The organism is Coriobacteriia bacterium, assembly GCA_041658765.1.
Lineage (GTDB): Bacteria > Actinomycetota > Coriobacteriia > Anaerosomatales > JBAZZO01 > JBAZZO01.
Genome location: JBAZZO010000004.1, coordinates 1 through 18,248, shown reverse-complemented (window position 1 = coordinate 18,248; position 18,248 = coordinate 1). Strand labels below are relative to the sequence as shown.

At 68.3% G+C, this 18,248-nt stretch carries 18 protein-coding genes and 1 other RNA gene; 3 read left to right on the top strand and 16 right to left on the bottom strand.

The features are described 5' to 3' along the window. Positions 1-60 precede the first annotated feature (60 nt). The 14 genes from WC971_03565 to ffs all read right to left on the bottom strand — a co-directional run bounded on the left by WC971_03565 (position 61) and on the right by ffs (position 14,168). The gene (locus tag WC971_03565) at positions 61-1,542 is read right to left on the bottom strand and encodes a HAMP domain-containing sensor histidine kinase (GenBank protein MFA5843889.1); all 1,482 of its coding nucleotides are present in this window, start codon (positions 1,540-1,542) and stop codon (positions 61-63) included. Between the two features lie 4 nt (positions 1,543-1,546). Further along, positions 1,547-2,224: a response regulator transcription factor gene (locus WC971_03560; protein ID MFA5843888.1), complete on the bottom strand. Its 678-nt coding sequence runs from the start codon at positions 2,222-2,224 to the stop codon at positions 1,547-1,549. A 94-nt stretch (positions 2,225-2,318) separates the two neighbouring features. Further along, positions 2,319-3,341 (bottom strand): aspartate-semialdehyde dehydrogenase, encoded by a 1,023-nt coding sequence (locus WC971_03555; GenBank protein ID MFA5843887.1) that lies wholly within the window; start codon positions 3,339-3,341, stop codon positions 2,319-2,321. Continuing rightward, on the bottom strand, positions 3,342-4,604 hold the full coding sequence (locus WC971_03550; protein ID MFA5843886.1) for an aspartate kinase: 1,263 nt from the start codon (positions 4,602-4,604) through the stop codon (positions 3,342-3,344). A gap of 67 nt (positions 4,605-4,671) precedes the next feature. Continuing rightward, positions 4,672-7,221, bottom strand: a complete 2,550-nt coding sequence (locus tag WC971_03545) for an HD domain-containing phosphohydrolase (GenBank protein MFA5843885.1) — start codon at positions 7,219-7,221, stop codon at positions 4,672-4,674. 10 nt (positions 7,222-7,231) lie between these two features. Beyond that, positions 7,232-8,110, bottom strand: a complete 879-nt coding sequence (locus tag WC971_03540) for a substrate-binding domain-containing protein (protein ID MFA5843884.1) — start codon at positions 8,108-8,110, stop codon at positions 7,232-7,234. A gap of 110 nt (positions 8,111-8,220) precedes the next feature. Beyond that, positions 8,221-9,153 carry a thiamine pyrophosphate-dependent enzyme gene (locus WC971_03535; protein ID MFA5843883.1) on the bottom strand — a complete coding sequence of 311 codons (933 nt, stop codon included), beginning with the start codon at positions 9,151-9,153 and terminating at the stop codon, positions 8,221-8,223. 9 nt (positions 9,154-9,162) lie between these two features. Continuing rightward, positions 9,163-10,350 (bottom strand): pyruvate ferredoxin oxidoreductase, encoded by a 1,188-nt coding sequence (gene porA, locus WC971_03530; protein ID MFA5843882.1) that lies wholly within the window; start codon positions 10,348-10,350, stop codon positions 9,163-9,165. Continuing rightward, complete coding sequence (locus WC971_03525; protein ID MFA5843881.1) at positions 10,351-10,671, bottom strand: 4Fe-4S dicluster-binding protein; 321 nt, start codon at positions 10,669-10,671, stop codon at positions 10,351-10,353. It lies immediately after the preceding gene. Beyond that, positions 10,668-11,243 carry a 2-oxoacid:acceptor oxidoreductase family protein gene (locus WC971_03520; protein ID MFA5843880.1) on the bottom strand — a complete coding sequence of 192 codons (576 nt, stop codon included), beginning with the start codon at positions 11,241-11,243 and terminating at the stop codon, positions 10,668-10,670. The genes WC971_03525 and WC971_03520 overlap by 4 nt, the downstream gene beginning before the upstream one ends. A gap of 186 nt (positions 11,244-11,429) precedes the next feature. Next, positions 11,430-12,029: a recombination mediator RecR gene (gene recR, locus WC971_03515; protein MFA5843879.1), complete on the bottom strand. Its 600-nt coding sequence runs from the start codon at positions 12,027-12,029 to the stop codon at positions 11,430-11,432. Continuing rightward, entirely contained in the window at positions 12,030-12,329 is a 300-nt protein-coding gene (locus WC971_03510; GenBank protein ID MFA5843878.1) for a YbaB/EbfC family nucleoid-associated protein, read from the bottom strand. A 40-nt stretch (positions 12,330-12,369) separates the two neighbouring features. Further along, the gene (gene dnaX, locus WC971_03505) at positions 12,370-14,037 is read right to left on the bottom strand and encodes a DNA polymerase III subunit gamma/tau (protein MFA5843877.1); all 1,668 of its coding nucleotides are present in this window, start codon (positions 14,035-14,037) and stop codon (positions 12,370-12,372) included. A gap of 35 nt (positions 14,038-14,072) precedes the next feature. Then, positions 14,073-14,168: signal recognition particle sRNA small type (gene ffs / locus WC971_03500), an RNA gene on the bottom strand. 347 nt (positions 14,169-14,515) lie between these two features. On the opposite strand from ffs, the gene WC971_03495 reads away from it, so the two are divergent. Beyond that, positions 14,516-15,664 (top strand): hypothetical protein, encoded by a 1,149-nt coding sequence (locus tag WC971_03495; protein ID MFA5843876.1) that lies wholly within the window; start codon positions 14,516-14,518, stop codon positions 15,662-15,664. A gap of 22 nt (positions 15,665-15,686) precedes the next feature. Here the strand turns inward: WC971_03495 and WC971_03490 are convergent, their stop codons facing one another. Continuing rightward, a complete protein-coding gene (locus tag WC971_03490) occupies positions 15,687-16,160 on the bottom strand; it encodes a hypothetical protein (protein ID MFA5843875.1) in 474 nt (157 codons plus the stop codon). Positions 16,161-16,232: 72 nt separating this feature from the next. Here WC971_03490 and WC971_03485 point away from each other — a divergent pair, with 72 nt between their 5' ends. After that, positions 16,233-16,613: a cyclic nucleotide-binding domain-containing protein gene (locus tag WC971_03485; GenBank protein MFA5843874.1), complete on the top strand. Its 381-nt coding sequence runs from the start codon at positions 16,233-16,235 to the stop codon at positions 16,611-16,613. Here WC971_03485 and WC971_03480 read toward each other — a convergent pair. After that, on the bottom strand, positions 16,606-17,403 hold the full coding sequence (locus WC971_03480) for an amidohydrolase family protein (protein ID MFA5843873.1): 798 nt from the start codon (positions 17,401-17,403) through the stop codon (positions 16,606-16,608). The genes WC971_03485 and WC971_03480 overlap by 8 nt on opposite strands. A gap of 59 nt (positions 17,404-17,462) precedes the next feature. Here WC971_03480 and WC971_03475 point away from each other — a divergent pair, with 59 nt between their 5' ends. Continuing rightward, positions 17,463-18,059, top strand: coding sequence for a hypothetical protein (locus WC971_03475; GenBank protein MFA5843872.1), 597 nt, complete (start codon positions 17,463-17,465; stop codon positions 18,057-18,059). Positions 18,060-18,248 lie beyond the last annotated feature (189 nt).

Here is an 18,248-nt window from a genome sequence, read left to right as displayed (position 1 = left end):
CTCCTCTTCGGACCAGCGGTCATGCATGACGACGGGCGGTCACTGCGGTCGCGGCGACGGTCAGACGATGGCCCCCGGGAGCGAGACGGTGAACGTCGTCCCCTCGTCCAACGCGCTCACGACCTCGATCGTCCCGCCACTCGACTCTATCGCCAGCTTCGCGATCGCAAGACCCAGACCGAAGCCCCCGGTGTCCTTCGAACGCGACGCATCGCTCCGGTAGAAGCGTTCGAAGATGTAGGGCAGGTCGTCCGGCGGGATGCCGACGCCGGTGTCCGATACCCGTACGACCACCCGGTCGTCGACCCTCGCGGTGGTCATGCTCACCGAGCCGCCGGGCGAGGTGTACTTGCAAGCGTTGTCGACGAGCACCGAGAGCGCCTCTTCGATGCGTTCGGGATCGCCCATGAGCACGAGCGGTTCCCCGCCCGGTCCCCCGATGGCAAGGGCCTTGCCGGAGTAGAGGCCGGAGGCCGAACTCAGCACGGCACGGCACACCGCGTTCACATCGAAACGTATCGCCCTTGGCGGCGGCCCGCTCTCCCCGCGGATCGCCGCAAGCAGATCTCGGGTCAGTCTCATCATGCGTCCGGACTCCCGGTCGAGCGCGTCCAGCGCCTCTGCCCGCAGTTCCGGGTCGTCCGCGGCCCACTTCCTCAGGATGTTCACGTAGCCCCGGATCCCGGCGACCGGTGTCGCGAGTTCGTGGGACGCGTCGGCGACGAACCGCGTCTGGGCCCCCGCGCGTTGTCGGAGACGATCGATGAGCCGGTTGAGCGAGCGGGAGAGCTCGCCGATCTCGTTCCGGCCCGATTGGGGAAGGTGCACGTCCAACTGACCTGCGTCCACGCTGTCGGCGGCGATGCGGAGATCGTCGATGAGCCCGAGGACCCAGCCCGTGCTGAGCTGCATCATCATCACTGCCGCGAGCATAGTGGTCAGGGCGACAGCCGCCATCGGGCGCCGGATGGCGTCGATCGTGGCCTCTTCGCGGACCGGGAAGTAGATCACGTCGAGGACGCCGTATCTGCCGTCCGGGAACCGGACAGGGACGTGTACCGCGTACACCCCCAGATCCGCGGAGCCGAACATGCCCGACAGGACGCTCCCGGCACGTGTACGTGTCTGGAGGACGCGGTGGCGACGCAGAGTCTCCGCGCGTTCCGAACCCAGAGGCAGGACCGCCCTGCTCGCCGAGAACCAGACCGGTACCAGGCCCTCGTCGTAGACGGCGAACGCGCCTTCCGCGTACCGGGAGGTCCCGAACATCTCCGGGATGGACCTGAAGAAGCGCCGCCGTGCCTCGCGATCCCGCACGGCGCCCGTGAGCCCCTCCTGCGCCGCCGAGAGCTTGGCGTTCGTCGCCTGGAGCTGGACTTCCTCGGCAGCCTGCCGGGAGAGTTGGGCGACGGTATCGAACGCCACTCCGGACATCCCCTCCGCCACGACGACGTACGTCGTGACCGAGACGGCGCCCACGAGGAGGACGGCGAACATGACCGCCAGCAGGAAGATGCGCGCGCGGAACGAGGTGAGATGCATCAGATCATCGGGTGAAGAAGTACCCGACACCCCGGATGGTCTGGATCACCGAGTTGTCGGTGTCGCCTATCTTGCCCCGCAAGTGGCAGACGAACACCTCGATGACGTTGCTGTCGCTCACCCTCTGGCCGCCCCAGACCTCCTCGAGGATCTCCTCGCGGCTCACGATGCGCCCGGCGTTCCCGACGAGATACGCGAGGAGGTCGAATTCCCGCGCGGTCAGGTCGAGCGAGAGACCGTCAAGGCTCGCCTTGCGCGCCAGCGGATCGACCTCCACACCCGCGGCCCTGAGCACCGACCTGTCGCGAGTGGAGTCGGTGCGCTTCAGCAGAGCTCCGACCCGCGATAGCAGCTCCCTCATCTCGAAGGGCTTCCGCAAGTAGTCGTCGGCGCCGGCCTCGAACCCGTCGACCACATCGCCCGTCTCCGCACGCGCGGTCAGCATGAGGATCGGCAGGTCCGGATCGGTCTCCCGGATCGCGCGGGCGACCTCGAGCCCGTCCAGGCCAGGCAGCATGAGATCGAGCACGACAAGGTCCGGACGCGCCGCGGAAACGGCCTCGAGCGCGGCGGGTCCGTCAGCCGAGCGGCGAACGGAGAAGCCGGCATGCTCGAGTTCGAGCTCGACGAAACGCGCGATGGTCGCGTCGTCCTCGACGATAAGGATCTCCGCCTCGCCCATGCAGCCTCCCGTGCCCTACGCGCCATGTCCCTGCGGTCAAGGACCCTTCACCAATGGTACCCCACAGCGCCGCCGTCCACAGTCCCCTCGGCGGCTACCTCAGGAGCAGTTCGGCGATCTGGACCGCGTTCAAGGCGGCGCCCTTGCGAAGCTGATCGGCGACGACCCACATCGACAGCCCGTGCTCCACGGTGGGGTCGACGCGGAGCCTGCCCACATACGTATCGTCGGTCCCCTCGAGCAGCGCCGGCATCGGATAGGCTTTTGTGCCCGGATCGTCGAGGACCGTCACTCCCTCGGCGGCCTCAAGCGCGGCTCTGGCTTCGTCGATGCCGACGTGCCCGTGGAACTCGACGTCGATCGCTTCCGAGTGGCATCGCAGAACGGGGACGCGCACGCAGGTCGCGTGGACCGCGAGATCGGGCGCGTGCATGATCTTCTTCGTCTCGACGACCATCTTCCACTCTTCTTTCGTGGAGCCGTCATCGAGGAAGACGTCGATGTGGGGGATGCAGTTGAACGCGATGCGATGCGCGAACTCGCGGACCTGAAGCGGCCGGCCCTCGAGGAAGTCGCCCGACTGCCCGTAGAGTTCGTCCATGGCGGCCTGCCCGGCACCCGAGGCCGCCTGGTAGGTGGCGACGACGACGCGACGGATCGGCGCGAGAGCGTGCAACGGAGCGAGCGCGACGACCATCTGGATCGTCGAGCAGTTCGGGTTCGCTATCACCCCGGAATGGAGTGAGGCGTCGCCGGGGTTGACCTCGGGCACGACGAGCGGCACGTCGTCGTCCATGCGGAAGGCGGACGAGTTGTCGATCATGACGCAACCCGACTCCACGACCGCGTCGCGCAGCTCCTTGCTCACCGACGCCCCGGCCGAGAACAGCGCGATATCGACACTCGCGAACGAGGCGGGCGTCATCTCCTCGACGGCGAGCTCTCCTCCGGCGAACGGGAGTCGGCGTCCCGCCGAGCGGGACGACGCGAGCGCGACGACGCGCGACGCGGGAAAGCCGCGCTGTTCGAGCACGGCGAGCATCTCGGTGCCCACCGCGCCGGTCGCTCCCGCGACGGCGACGACGGGACGTTCGGGCATGAGCTTGTCCCAGGACATCTAGCTGCCCTCCCTCGGCGCCGCCGGTGAGAACTCGGCGCGAACGGCCTCCCCTTCGAGCCCGAAGGCCGCATGCAGAGCTCGCACGGCCGCCTCCACCATGTCACCCGCGATGACGCATGAGATGCGTATCGAGGATGTCGAGATCATGTCGAGGTTCACACCCGCGTCCGCGAGCGTCTGGAACATCTTCGCGGCGACCCCGGGATGGGTCTTCATCCCCGCGCCGACGAGCGAGACCTTGGCGATGGACTCGTCGACCGACCAGTCCCGAGCACCGATCTCGGCGACCGTCAGCTCGACGGCCCGCCTCGCGCGAACGAGGTCCTCCTTCGGCGTGGTGAAGGAGATATCGGTCGTCCCGTCCTCGGAGACGTTCTGGATGATCATGTCCACGTTCACGTTGTGCTCGGCCAGACGCGTGAACACGTCCGCGGCCACGCCGGGACGGTCCGGCACGTCGCGGACCGTGACCTTGGCCTCGGAGGTGTCGTGCGTGACCCCGGAGATGATCGCTTCTTCCATCGACCCGTCAGCCTCCTTGACGATCGTGCCCGGCTCCTTGTTGAAGCTCGAGCGGACGTGGATGGTGACGCCGTGGTTCCGGGCGAACTCGACGCTGCGCAGCTGCAGCACGCGCGCGCCCGTCGCGGCCATCTCCAGCATCTCCTCGTACGAGACCCGCTCGAGCTTGCGCGCGGTCGCCACGATGCGAGGGTCCGCCGTGTACACGCCGTCGACGTCCGTGTAGATCTCGCACACGTCCGCCGAGAGTCCAGCGGCGACCGCGACGGCGGTGGTGTCGGAGCCGCCGCGCCCGAGCGTCGTGATCTCACCGTCCTCGGTAAGCCCCTGGAATCCGGCGACGATGACGATCCTGCCGTCGTCGAGGGCCTCGAGCACCCGATCCGCTCGCACGGCTTGGATCCGGGCCTTCGTGTGGCTCGCGTCCGAGACGATCCCGGCCTGCGCGCCGGTGAGCGAGATCGCTTCGTGGCCGAGCGAGTGGATCGCCATGGCCAGCAGCGCGATGGTGACCTGCTCGCCCGTCGCGAGAAGCATGTCCATCTCGCGTTCGGGCGGCATGGAGCTGATCGCGCCGGCGAGTTCGAGAAGCTCGTCGGTGACGTCCCCCATCGCCGACACGACCGCCACGACTCGATCGCCGCGCTCCTTCGCCTCGATGAGGCGTCGCGCGACCGCCAGGATGCGGTCGGTCGTCCCGACCGACGAACCGCCGTACTTCTGGACGACGAGCGCCATCGCCCCTCCAGCGTCGACATGCCTCAGCGGCGCCTTTCGGCGCCGTCGTGGGGGATAGTGTACCAGGTCACACGGAGACGTAGAGGTCGAGCACCCGCGCGAGCACGCGCATCCTCTCGGACAGCCCCGTGAGCGCCTCCTGGTAGAAGTGGTCGACGAGGCTGCGGCCAGAGGTCCGCTCCATCGATGCGGTGATGTGGTGCACCGTGGCGCGCATGCCCGCGAGTTCGGCTTCGGGGCTGACCGCTTCCGTGCGGACGTAGAGATGACCCGACTCGAACGAGTACGGAAGGTCCTCGCGCCCAAAGAACGCGTTGAGCTCGGCTTCGAGGTTCGTCGCGAGACGAGGCCCGCCGAGCCGGCGGAAGCTGTTGACCATGCCGTCGCATATCGCGACGAAGATCGCGCGCGCCTCGTCCGGCTGCACGTCCTCCGTCTCGGGAAGGAGCCCGAACTCGATCTCGCCGGGACTCTCCTCGAGCACGGAGATGAAGGCCTCGGCGACCCGCGGGTCGAAGTGGCTGCCGGAGCACCGCCGGAGCTCGACGATGGCCTCTTCGCGCGAACGGCCGGGACGATAGGGCCGGTCGGCGGTCATCGCCTCGTACGCGTCCGCGACAGTCAGGATCCGGGCGAGCAGGGGGATCTCCTCCCCCTTCAGCCCCGCCGGATAGCCGGACCCGTCCCAGTGCTCGTGGTGGTGGCGCACGACCGGCGCGATGGGCCAAGGGAAGGCGACCGGCCGCAGGATGTTCGCGCCGATGAGAGGATGATGGCGCATCTGCCCCATCTCGGGCGCGGAGAGGCGCCCCGGCTTGAGAAGTATCTCCTCGCGGATGCCGATCTTCCCGATGTCGTGGAGGTACGCGGCCATCTCGAGCGCCGTCCTCTGCTCGGTCGACAACTCGAGCCGTTCCGCGATAGCCATGGCGTACGTGGCGACCTTGTCCGAGTGACCTCGCGTGTACGGGTCCTTGGCGTCGACGGCCGCCGCGAGCGATCGGACCGTCGCCAGATAGGCTTCCTGCAGGCTCGAGAAGAGGTCGATGTTGCCGACCGCGATCGTCACGTGGTTCGCGATCGTCGAGAGCAGTCGCACGTCGTCGCTGCTGAACCGGAACGTCCGGTCGTGCGTGCCTACCGTAATCGCACCGACCGTCCCCTCCCCCGAGATGAGGGGCACGCAGAGCGCGGCGAGCGCACCGGAGACGGTGTCCACCTGCTGTCCTTCGCCACTCGCCGGCGGGTTGAAGATGAGCGGGCGACCTTCTCGTATCACCCATTCCGCCATGGAGGAACGCACGGCGCGCTCGTCGGCCTGCGACTGGCCCGGCCCGCGCCAGGCGCGCAGCGATATCCGGCTGGTCTCCTTGTCGCGCAGCGTGACGTAGCCGAGTTCGATGTTGAAGATGCGCATCGTGGAGTCGAGCACGGAATCGAGGAGCACGTCGAGATCGAGCGTCGAACCGAGCGAACGGCTGATCTCGTACAGCGTGGCAAGCTCGAGGACCTTCTTCGTGAGGACCTCTGTCCGGTTGCGCAACGACTCCGTCATCTGATCGAAGCTCTCGGCCAGCTGCGTGAGTTCGTTGCCGCCGGGGATCTCGACGCGACTCGAGAAGTCGCCGTCGGCGACACGCCGCGCGCTCTGTGTCAGGAGCACGAGCGGGTCCGAGATCCGCCGCGCGACCCACCAGCCGAGACCGACGAGCACGAGGATGGCGAAGACGGACCACATCAAGATGAGCCGCGTCGTGGTGGCCCTCGTCTGCTCGCTCACGTCGGTCCTGACGAAGGCGACGAGATAGCCCTCTCCGCCGGTCGGATCGCCGGGTATCGTGACCCTCTGCGCCCAGACCCGCATGTCCCGACCCTCCACGCGCAGGTCCGCGCTGGGCGATCCACCGCGTCGTGAGGCCGCGATCGCCTCCCGGGCCGGAAGGTCCAGACCCTCCATGATCGAGCGAAGCGCGGAAGAAGACTCGACCGTGCAGGCGACCCGCTTACCCGAGGGCCCGAAGAAGCAGAAGTCGGCAGCGGAACCGCGCGACACGGAGCGCAGGAAGGCGTCGTCGATGACCGTGGACAGAGCGAGGACGTGGACGTTGCCCCCGGGCTCGCTCACGGGCTGGAGCGCGGTCAGCGTCACTCGTCCCGCGACCTCGGTGAGGACGGGGTGGCGCATGGATCGCACGGCCCATCGGCGGGTGCGGCTGCTGAACGGGTGCTGGCCCGGCAACACCCCGAGCCGCCCGGTCACCGCCAAGACCCGGCCGTCCTCGTCGACGACCATCAGACTGTCCGCCCGGAGCGCGGCGTTGGACAGGACGAGTTCTCCGGTCACCCTCCCGGCATCGCCGGCTACGACTCCGGTCACCAGCCTCGGGTTCTCCGCGGCGAGCGTCGCGCTGCGCATCAGGTCGTCGGTCCGGGACTGGATGCGGGCCACCACGTTGCCGGTGGTGGAGTGTGCGGCCTGGTCGACCCACTGGTCGATGACCCGGGACAACAGGATCACCGCGACGAGGGTGGCGATGAATCCGACGATCGCCGCCACGATGACGAGGGGCGCGATGATCTGGTTGTGGAGGTGCTTGCCGAATAGCCGCGAAAGCATGGCTGCCCGATCAGCGCCGCGCGGGCACGAAGCCGACTCGCTCCATCAGCGCCGCCGCCTCAACACCTGAGGCCCAGGCCAGGAACCGGTCCGCCCCGTCGCTCGCGTCCGTGCGCGCGACGACACCGAGCGGCCGGACCACTCGATACGCACCGCTCTCGATGTTGGCGACGGTCGGCGCCACTCCGTCGAGCGTCAGGTAGTCGACCGAGACGTTCTGGGAGAGTCCGTAACCCAGGGAGAAGTAGCCTATCGCACCCGGGGTCGTCTGGAGGCCCTCGATCATGTCGCTCTCGTAGTAGAGATCGACGGCGCGAGGTGTGACGTCGAGGTCCGACCCGAGCACGTACTTCCGGAGGATGATCTTCGCCGATTCGTCCTCGTTGCGGTCGAGTACCGTGATCGGCAGGTCGGCTCCGCCGAGTTCCTTCCAGTTGGCGAACCTGCCGGAGTAGATCTCGCGGACCTGCTGAGTGGTGACTCCCCGAACGCCGACCGAGGGGTGGACCGCGATCGCCAGACCGTCGTTGGAGAGGAGCACGTACCTCAGGTGAAGCCCGCGCTCGTCCTTCGTGAGTTCGCGCGAGACGGCGCCGATCTCGAGGTCGCCCGCGACCACGCCCTTCACGCCGCCCCCGGAGTGCAGACCTGGAAGGTAGACGAAGCTGACGTCGCCCCCCGGCACGACGCGAGAGTAGCTGTCCGTGAGGAGACGCAGAAGGGGGAGGGCCGTACCCGAACCCGACACGCGCAACCGTTCGATCCGCCCGGTCGGCTTGCTCTGGGAGGAGACCGCGTCGCCCTTGCGAGCGCACGACACGGGGCCGAGACCGAGCGCGACGGCGACCACGACGATGAGGACGAGACGACATTGGCTGCGCACTAGCACACACTCCCTCCGGCACCGGGCGACTTGCCCGGCTTCCCAAGTGTAACCGCGGAGGGCCTCCCGGGTAATCCCCGAAGGCCCTCCGTGACCACTATCTCGATGTCCTGAGGTCAGGCGCACTCGCATCGGCGCTGCACGTACTCCCAGTACCGGTCCACGTCCGCCTGTACCGCCGCGAGGACTCCGGCGTTCTCTGGCGTGAAGAGATGCTTGAACCGCCCCTGTGGCTTGAGGAACTCCTCGACCGGCTTCCGGTTCGCCACCTTGACGGTCTGGCGCCACGCGCCGTCCTCGACCTCGAAGAGAGGCCAGAACCCTGTCTGCACCGCGAGTTTCGCGATCTCGACGGTCTTGTCATAGCCGATGCGCCAGCCCCGTGGACACGGGGCGAAGACGTTGAGGAACGCCGGTCCCTCGACCGCGAAAGCCTTGGCGGCCTTGTCGGTGAGGTCCTTCCAGTGGCTGATCGACGCCTGGGCCGCGTACGGGACCCCGTGAGCGGCGATGATGGATGTGAGGTCCTTGCGGCGCTGCATCTTGCCGGCCTGCGCCTTTCCCACCTCTGCGGTCGTCGCCCACGCACCGCGCGGCGTCGCCGACGAGCGCTGGATGCCGGTGTTCATGTACGCGCCGTTGTCGTAGCAGACGTACACCATGTCGTGTCCGCGCTCCATGGCGCCCGACAGCGACTGCAAGCCGATATCGTACGTCCCGCCGTCTCCGCCGAAAGCCACGAACTTCACCCGCTTGTCTCCGGGTATCTTCCCAGCGCGCTTGAGCCCACGGAACGCCGCCTCCACGCCGGACACGGTCGCCGCGGAGTTCTCGAACGCGTTGTGGATGAACGGGGTCTTCCACGACGAGTAGGGATAGATCGTCGTGGAGACCTCGAGACAGCCTGTCGCGCAGCCGACGACGATAGGGTCCTCGCCGGCGCCGAGGAGTACCTGCCTCACTGCGATCGAGGCGCCGCAGCCTGCACAGAGCCGGTGGCCGCCGGCGAGGCGGTCCTCGCGATGCGTCAGTTCCTTGAGATTCGCCACCGCGTCCTCCTATCGGATGCCAAGGTAGGTGATACCGGACGGGACGGCCGCACCCTCGGCTATGTCGGTCAGGTCGCCATAGACACGCTCAAGGAGGTCGAGGCGCACGTCGGAGCCGCCAAGCCCGTAGACGTAGTCCACGACAGGCACGCGGGACGACGTGTCGTAGAGGGCGCTGCGCGTCTCGAGGAAGAGCGGCCCTCCCTCGGCACCGAACGACTCCGCGCGATCGAGCACCGCGACGGCTTTGCATCCCGCGAGAGCCGCCGCGAGTTCGGCGACCGGGAACGGACGGAAGCAGCGGACCTTCACGACGCCCGCCTTCACCCCGCGCTCGCGCGCGGCGCGTGCGACATGCCGCACGTTGCCGGCCGTGGAACCGATCACGACCACGGCCACTTCGGCGTCGTCCATGCCCCAAGTCTCGATGAGGCCGAACGGACGTCCGGAGAGCTTCGCGAACTCCGCGCCGACCTGCTCGATGACGCCCTTGGAGCGGTCGATCGCGTTGCGCTGCGCCTTCTTGAACTCGAAGTACGGCCCGCCGAGTCCGGCGAAGGCGCCGTGGGCCACCGGGGCATCGATGTCGAGCAGCGCGTTCTCGGGCCGGTACTCTCCCACGAACGTCGCGACGGACTCGTCGTCCATGACCTGCGCGCGATCGATGGAATGCGTCGTGATGAAACCGTCGAGACAGCTCATGACCGGGAGCAGCACGTCGGGATGCTCGGCGACCCTCACCGCCATGATCGTGTTGTCGTAGGCCTCCTGGGCGTCCTCCGCGAAGAGCATCACCCAGCCCGAGTCGCGGGCGCCCATGGCGTCCGAATGGTCGCAGTGGATGTTGATCGGCGCGGACAGAGCGCGGTTCGCGTTCGCCATGACGATGGGCAACCGCATCCCCGCCGCGATGTAGAGCTCCTCCCACATGAGCGCGAGACCCTGAGAGGACGTCGCGGTCATGACGCGCGCGCCCGCCGCCGAAGCGCCGACGCACGCGCTCATCGCGGAGTGTTCGGACTCCACGGTGACGTACTCGGTGTGGACCCTGCCTTGGGCGACGAACTTCGCATACTCCTCGACGATGGTCGTCTGGGGCGTGATGGGATATGCCGCCATCACGTCGGGCGCACACTGCCGCATGGCCTCGGCGACCAGGATGTTCCCGGTGACGGCGAGGGTCTTCTGCGTCGGCATCTACTTCACCTCCGGGAGTTCGCAACCCTCAGGCACCATCGTGATGGCGTCCGACGGGCACTCGTTGGCGCAGACCCCGCATCCCTTGCAGTGATCGTAGTCGAAGGTCGTGACCTTCTCGCCGGCGACGGCGATCGACGAGTCGGGGCACCATATCCAGCACAGCAGGCACTGCGTGCACTTGTCGTCGTCACGGACGGGGCGCGAACTCCGCCAGCCGCCGGTGACGTAGTCCTTCGAGTTCCCCGCCTCCGGGATGACCGCGCCGCGAGGGAAGTCCTCGGCCTTCCAGGATCCGATCTTCGAGATGTCCCAGCTCACGCTACCTGCACCTCCTCGAAGGCCCGGGTGACCGATGCGACGTTCGCCTCGATGACCTCCTGGGAGAACTTCTTGCCGAAGGACTTCACCATGTGGTCGCGGACCTGATCGAGAGTGAAGATGCCGGTCGCCTTGGCGAGAGCGCCGATCATCGGCGTGTTCGGCATGTCCCGCTTGAGCGTCTCGTTCGCGATGCCCGACGCGTCGACGCACGCCACGCGCTTGTCGTCGCCGAGACGGAGCGCCGCACGCAGCGCAGAGGGGGGACTGCACGTGTTCACGATCACGACACCGCCATCGGCGAGCCCGCCGGCGACGTCGACGATCGTGAGCAGTGTCTCGTCGAGGACCACGACCACGTCCGGGTGTTCGATGTTGTTGTGGATCTCGATCGGCACTTCGCTGATGCGCGTGAACGCCTGGATCGGCGCGCCCATCCGCTCCGGGCCGTACTCGGGCATCGCCTGCAGATACCAGTCGAGGTCGAGCGCTGTCTCCGCGACGAGCTTCGCGGCCGTCACCGCTCCCTGACCGGCGCGCGCATGCCAACGGATCTCCGTCAGCTGCTGCATCCTCTCCCCTTCCTTCGGTACGGTCCTCAGACGACGGCACCCGGAGACAAAGCTCCCACAGGCGCGGCGTCGGGTCTCAACAGGATAGGGCCGACCTCCGCGCGGGCACGGCCTGCCACCGCGGCGGCGCGGTAAGCGGCGCGTATCGTCGGTGAACGGTAGACAGAGTATTCCAGCAAGTCCCGCTCACATCTCCCGCCGCGCCTCGATGGCCCTCCCGAGCGTGACTTCGTCGGCGAACTCGAGGTCCCCGCCGACGGGCAGACCCGACGCGATCCGAGTCACTCGCACCCCCAGCGGTTTGATCAGTCGCGCGATGTAGAGCGCCGTCGTCTCGCCTTCGACGTTCGGGTTCGTGGCGACGACGACCTCGACCACCGAGCCGTCGGCGAGCCGGTCGACCAGTTCGCGAAGGCGCAACTGCTCCGGACCGACACCGTCGATGGGCGAGATGGCGCCCTGGAGCACGTGGTAGCGCCCTCGGAAGCCTCCGGTGCGCTCGACCGCCACCACGTCGCGGGGCTCCTCGACCACGCAGAGCAGCGTTTCGTCGCGCTCGGGGTCCGCGCAGACCTCGCAGAGTTCCCCCTCGGCGAAGTTGAAGCAGCGGTCGCAGAACCTGACCGAGCGCTTGACCTCCACGACGGCGTCGGCGAGACGGCGGGCAGCCTCGTCGTCCCCCTTCAGCAGATGGTAGGCGACGCGCTGCGCCGACTTGGGACCGATCCCCGGGAGCCGTTCGAGCTCCTCGAGCAGGCGGGTGATGGAGGGAGCGTAGTACCCCACTTACAGCCCCGGGATCCCGAGACCGCCGGTCACCGCCGCCATGCGACGCGTGGCGAGGTCCTGCGCCTGGCGCACGGCCTCGTTCACGGCCGCGGTCACCAGGTCCTCGAGCAAGGCGACGTCGTCGGGATCGAGCGCCGCAGGATCGATCGTCACGGCCACCACCTGCAGGTCTCCGGTCATGACGATCCTGACGGAACCGCCGCCGACGGACACCTCGACCCGCTCGTCCTTGAGCTCCTGCTGGATGCGGGCCATGTCGGCCTGCATCTTCTGAGCCTGCTTGAGCATGCCTGCCATGTTCGGCTTCACGGGTCCTCCTCGTGTCGCTGGGAGAGTGTCAGTCCTGTTCGTCGGAGTGTCGGGCCTCGGCCACGACTTCGGCTCCTAGCTCGTCGATGAGCATCCTCGCCGCATCGTCGGCGGGAGCCGCAGCAGGGACTTCTTCAGCGGACGGATGGATGCCTCCGCGCCCAGCCTGGTACTCGATCGGCGGGTCGAGACCGAGCACCGCCTCCACGCAGGTGCGCAGGAGCTGTAGCGTCTCCTGCTCGCCGGCGAGCGCCATGACCGCACCGGCGTCCGAGGCGAACTCGACGACAAGGGTGTCGCCGTCCACGTCCACCTCGGTACCGTCGAAGAGCGAAGAACGAGCCGGCCGCAGCCGCTTGACCTCGGCGAGCACGGCCTTCCACCCACGCTTGACAGCCGCCCGGTCGAGAGGGCCGGACGGGGCCCGGGGACCTCCGGCGACCTGCGTCGCGACCGCCGGCTCCCGTGGGGTCCGCGCGGGCTTGACCGCGTCGGGTATGGCCGCGGCGGCGGATCCCGGCTTCGCGGCCGGACTCGCAGGCGCCGCGCCGGGCGCGCGCTCGAGCGTCGCGACACGTTCGGCGAGCGCGGCCAGCGTCAGCTCCCCGCGGGGCAGGACCATCCTTGCGAGTGCGACCTCGAGAACGAGGCGCGGATCCGGGGAGAACCGCAGCTCGCCGGAGACCTCCCCGAGGATGCCGAGGATCCGCGCGAGCCGCTCCGAGCCGAACGCATGCGCCTGCTCCTCGAGGTGAGCGAACTCTGATTCGAGCACCTCGACGATGCGCCGTGCGTCACCCACGCTGGCCACAACGAAGAGGTCCCGGAAATGCCCGGTCAGACCCTTGACGAACTCGGACATGTCCGCGCCCGACTCGGCGAGGTCCGCGATGTAGCGGAAGCAACCCGCGACGTCGCGGTCGAGTATCAGACCGGCCACCTCGAAAAGCGCCGCCGTGTCGACTTCCCCGAGCAGGCCCTCCGCGTCCGCGAGAGAGACCGTCTTGCCGCCGAACGCGGCGAGCTGCTCGAGCGTGCCGATCGCGTCGCGCATACCGCCGAGCGCGTGTTTGGCGACGAGCGCGAGCACGCCCTCCTCGACCGAGATCCCCTCGGCCTCCGAGATGGCCGCAAGGCGCGACACGATGCCGTCGACGCCTATGCGGTGGAAGTCGAACCGCTGGCAGCGGGACTGGATCGTCTCCGGAACCTTGTGCGGATGAGTCGTGCAGAGGATGAAGACGGTCCTGGAGGGCGGCTCTTCGAGCGTCTTGAGCAGCGCGTTGAAGGCCGAGGTCGAGAGCATCTGGACCTCGTCGATGATATAGACCTTCCAGCGGCCGCGCGTGGGAGCGTAGTTGACCCGGCTGATGATCTCCTCCCGCACGGCATCGACCCCCGTGCGGGAAGCCGCATCGAGCTCGTACACGTCCGGATGACGGCCCTCGGCGATCTCGAGGCAGTCCTCGCACGTCTGGTCGGGTTCGGCCGTGGGCCCTTTCGCGCAGTCGAGCGCCTTGGCGAGGATGCGCGCGGTCGTCGTCTTTCCCGTACCGCGCGGCCCGGTGAAGAGATACGCGTGCGCGACCGATCCGTCCTCGACGGCGTTGCGCAGGGTGCGCGAGATGTGGTCCTGGCCGACGACCTCGTCGAAGGCCTGCGGACGGTACTTGCGGTACAGAGACTGGTGCGTCATCGGCCCCTCCGGCTGGTCGCTCCCGCCCGCGGCGCTCACGACCGGGACCGGGCACCCGACAGAGGCCGCTTATGGCTGCTTCCTTCCGGACCTGACCAGGTTCACGACTTGCCGCCGCCCGGGCCCGGACGTCAGCGTCGCGGGGCCGAGAGCCTCATCAGTATAGGCCGAGGGGCCGACACGCCCAAGCGGCCCCGTCCGCGGACCCGGGAACCGCCGAGGGCGCCCTCTCGGACGCCCCCTTCGGTCTTCTCGCCATTGACTCACGAGGACATACATATACCCGTTCCTCTCGGTTCAGACACACGGGAGGAAGGTCGGGTACATACCTGAGTACGCAAGCGGAAGGAGAAGCCGTGCTCGCCGTGCCTCGCGTGTCCGCCACGCTGCGCGGGCATGTGCCCGCTTCCGGCCGCATCACCGGGACCTACCGGCGATGACGGGGACGTCTCACCCGCGCGAGGGAAGGGCGGACACGATGGATGCGCTATCGCGCGAGGACCTCGAGAGCCTCGCCCGCGACCACGGCGGACGCCACGTCTCGATCTACCTGCCCACACACGCCGCCGCCCCCGACAACCACGGCGACCACTCGACGTTCAGGGGACTCGTACGAGAGGCCGAAGGCCTGCTGCATGCGCTCGATGCGCGAGGATCGGAGGTCGCCGGCGTGCTGGCCCCCGCCCGCGCGTTGCTCGAGGACGGCCTCTTCTGGCGGCCGCAACCCGGAGGCGTCGCGGTCTTCCTCAAGAGCGGCGACATGCGGGTGGCTCGCTTCCCGCACGATGTCGCGCCGCACGTGGCCGTGAACGAGCGATTCCACGTGAAGCCGCTCCTCGTGAACCTCGACGCCTGCGCACGCTTCCACGTGCTCAGTCTCACACAGCACAGCGTCCGCCTCTGGCAAGGCTCGTCGATGGCTTTGACGCCCGCCCCGATCGGAGACCTGCCGACCAGCCTCGACGAGGTCGTGCGCAACGACGGCCGTGACGAGCAGGTCCGCTCTCACACGGGCAGGGGCGGACGGACGGCATCGCCGGGCCGGCGGGCCGCCGTGTTCCACGGGGGCGGTACGGAGAGCGGTGTCACCACTCGATACCTCATCGAATACTGCCGGCGCGTCGCCGCGGGCGTCCGGGACCTGATCGCGAACGAAGGGGGCCCGCTCGTGCTGGCCGCCACCGAGCCGCTGGCAGGGCTCTACCGCGAGGCCGACATGTCGCGTCGTCTCGTAGAATCGACGGTCGAGGGGAACCCGGACGGGATGACGCCCTCCGAGCTTCATCGGCGCGCGTGCGCCGCCGTCGCGCCCGAGTTCGACCGGATCGCGGAGAAGGCGGCCGCGCGCTTCCGCGACCTCGCCGCGACCCCGCACGCATCCGCCGACCCGCTCGAAGTCGTGCCGGCCGCGGCCTACGGCCGGGTGGAGACGCTGTTCGTCTCTCCCGACCTGCCGATATGGGGCTCGTTCGATCGCGCGAGCGGCACCGTCGAGGTACACGAGCAACCCGTACTCGGTGACGACGACCTGGCCGACCACGCCGCCGTCGACACATTCCTGGGAGGCGGGACAGTGCACCCCGGTCCGATCGACGGCGCTACGCTCTCGGCGGTCTTCAGGTACTGAGACCGGGAACGCGGGTCCGACCTTACTGCGATGACGCCACGCCGAGACCGACGGCCACGCTCACCATCGCGCGCGCATCCTTCGTCGGCGTCACGCGCACGAGAGACTGGGCGCCATCGCCTTTCCGCAGGTCGAGGGTGACGGCCCGCGCCTGCGCCATCCCTTTCGCCGACTGGGCCGAGACCGTCCAGTCCGCCCGCGTGTATGCGTCGCGGTACCACGCGACGGCCGCGTCGACCGTGAGGGATGTCTCTATGTCGTACAGCCACACCGCACCGGGATGCTGCACGAGAGCGCGCGTGACGCGCCCATCGAGGACGGGCACCTGCATGGGGAATCCGGTGGGCAGGTCCGAACGGCGCTTCGCGTAGGGCATCGGCCGGGCGGGCCCCTGAGAGCGAGGTTCCGGTCGACGGTCGAGGGCCGGCGTGCATCCCGAGAGCGCGAGCGCCGCAACGACGGCCACGAGAACGGCTGCGGATCGACGAGGACCCATCTGTTCGACTCCGTTCGTTGCATCTTGTCGTCCTGACGTCGAGAATGGTGGCGACACGAGGGGGTCGATCGCATGCTCGAGGGCATCCCGCGCACCTATCCAGACGGCGCCACCATATTCGCACAGGGCGACCCGGCTGCCGATATGTACGTCGTCCGCTCAGGCACGGTGCACATCGTCCGAGCGAAGAGCGGCATGGAGATGACCTTGGCCGTCCTCGGCGAGGGCGAGATCTTCGGCGAGATGGGCCTGTTCGATCCCGGCCCTCGTTCCGCCGCCGCGGTGACGATCGGCGAGACCGTCGTCGAAGCGATCGACACGGCTACCTTCAAGAGCTACGTGAGCGACCCCGTGGTGTGGCAGATGCTGGCGAAGATGGCCGAACGCATCCACCTCATGAACGAGGCGTACGAGCAGCTCGCCGCCGAGAGCGACGGCCGGGCCTTCACCTAGCTGCCGGCCCGAGCAGTCGTTCGGCGTTGCCGCCCAGGACCGCTTCGCACGTCTCGCTCGAAAGCCCGAGCGACCGGATGTGAGCGACCTCCTCCGCCGCATCCGTCCAGGGCCCGTCCGAGCCGAAGAGCACGCGCTGGGACCCGTGCGCCTCCACCATGCGCACGAACCTCTCGTCCGGCAGGTGACCGAGCGTGTAGGCCGTGTCGAAGAACACGTCCCTCCCAAGCAGGTGGGCCTCGACCTCGTCCCACCACATGTAGCCCCCCATGTGCGCGAGGACGACGCGCATCCGCGGGTGGCGGTCGAGAAGGCGGGCGAAGACCTCCGGGGTGCCGCGGACGGTCTTGAAATTGATGTCGGCGCCCGCGTGGAAGAGCACGACGAGCCCGCATCCGACCACGGCTTCGTATAGTGCGTCCATGCGTGGATCGTCGGGCACGAAGGTCTGGTACTCGGGATGGAGCTTGATCCCCCTCAGTCCCAGAGCCGCGAGACGCTCGACCTCCGCCGGCGCGTCGGGCATGTCGGGGTGGATCGTCCCGAACGGGACGATGCGGTCGCCCGCCAGTGTCGCGACCCAATCGTTGATGCGGCGCACCTGGCCCGGCTTCGTCGCGACCGGCTGGATGCACGAGACGTCGATCCCCGCGCGATCCATCGCCGACACGAGACCCGAGAGGGTCCCGTCGTATCTCGCGCGGATACCGCCCTCGGCCTCGAGCGATCCGATGGCCGCTGGGGCGAGGTCGTCGGGGAAGATGTGCGTGTGCGTGTCGACGATGCGCAAAGTCCGTCCTCCCTGCCGTCACATCATCCATTCTAGCGCCGGAGCGTTACCATGGGTCCATGGACGCCCCCGCCCCCCGGATCGTGCTCTTCTGTGACGCCGCGTCCCTTTCGCTCGTCTCGGTGATGGGCGCATCCGCACTCATGCAGGCCGGCGGTGTCGCACCTCCGCGCGCGGTCTCGTGGACGCTCTTGCTCGCCTTGCCTCTCCTCGCCGGTCTCGCCGTCCGCACCTTCCACGCGGGCCGGCTGGGACGGGGCGACGTCGTTCGCGTCCTCGCGTGGTGGCCGCCTGCGCTCATCGCGGCAGCTTTCGTCATCTTCGTGCTCTCGAGCGCAATGTTCGGCTCTTTCGCGCGCTGGGTGCTCTACGCCGTCGTCGCGGGCGTGGAGGCCGTCGCTCTCTTCTCGGCCGCCGTCTGCGTCCTCTCCCGACTGCGAGGAGGGACACCGTCCACGCCGGCCGCGCTCGACGCGATACGGATCGCCGGCGTCTTGGGATTCGTCCTCATCGCCATCGCGTGGTTCGTCCCGCATTCCGCTCAGGTCTCGGGACGGGTCTCCTTGATCGGATTGTCCGTCCCCTTAGGCCTCGCGGTCGGAAGCGGCCTCGCCATCGTCCTCTCGGCGGGCACCGGGGTCACGCCTCGTCGCTGAAGCCCGTCTCCAGGTGCGACCCATCGCAGAACGGCTTGTTGCAGGACGTACCGCACCTGCACACCTGCGTTCCGCAGCTAATTGCCCTTCTGGGCCACGTCCGAGGATAAAAGTGCAGGTCAGGGGTTTGCGACCAGTCGGAAATCGCGAAATGTCATAGATACACGTTTCGTGAATTGCGGGTTGCAT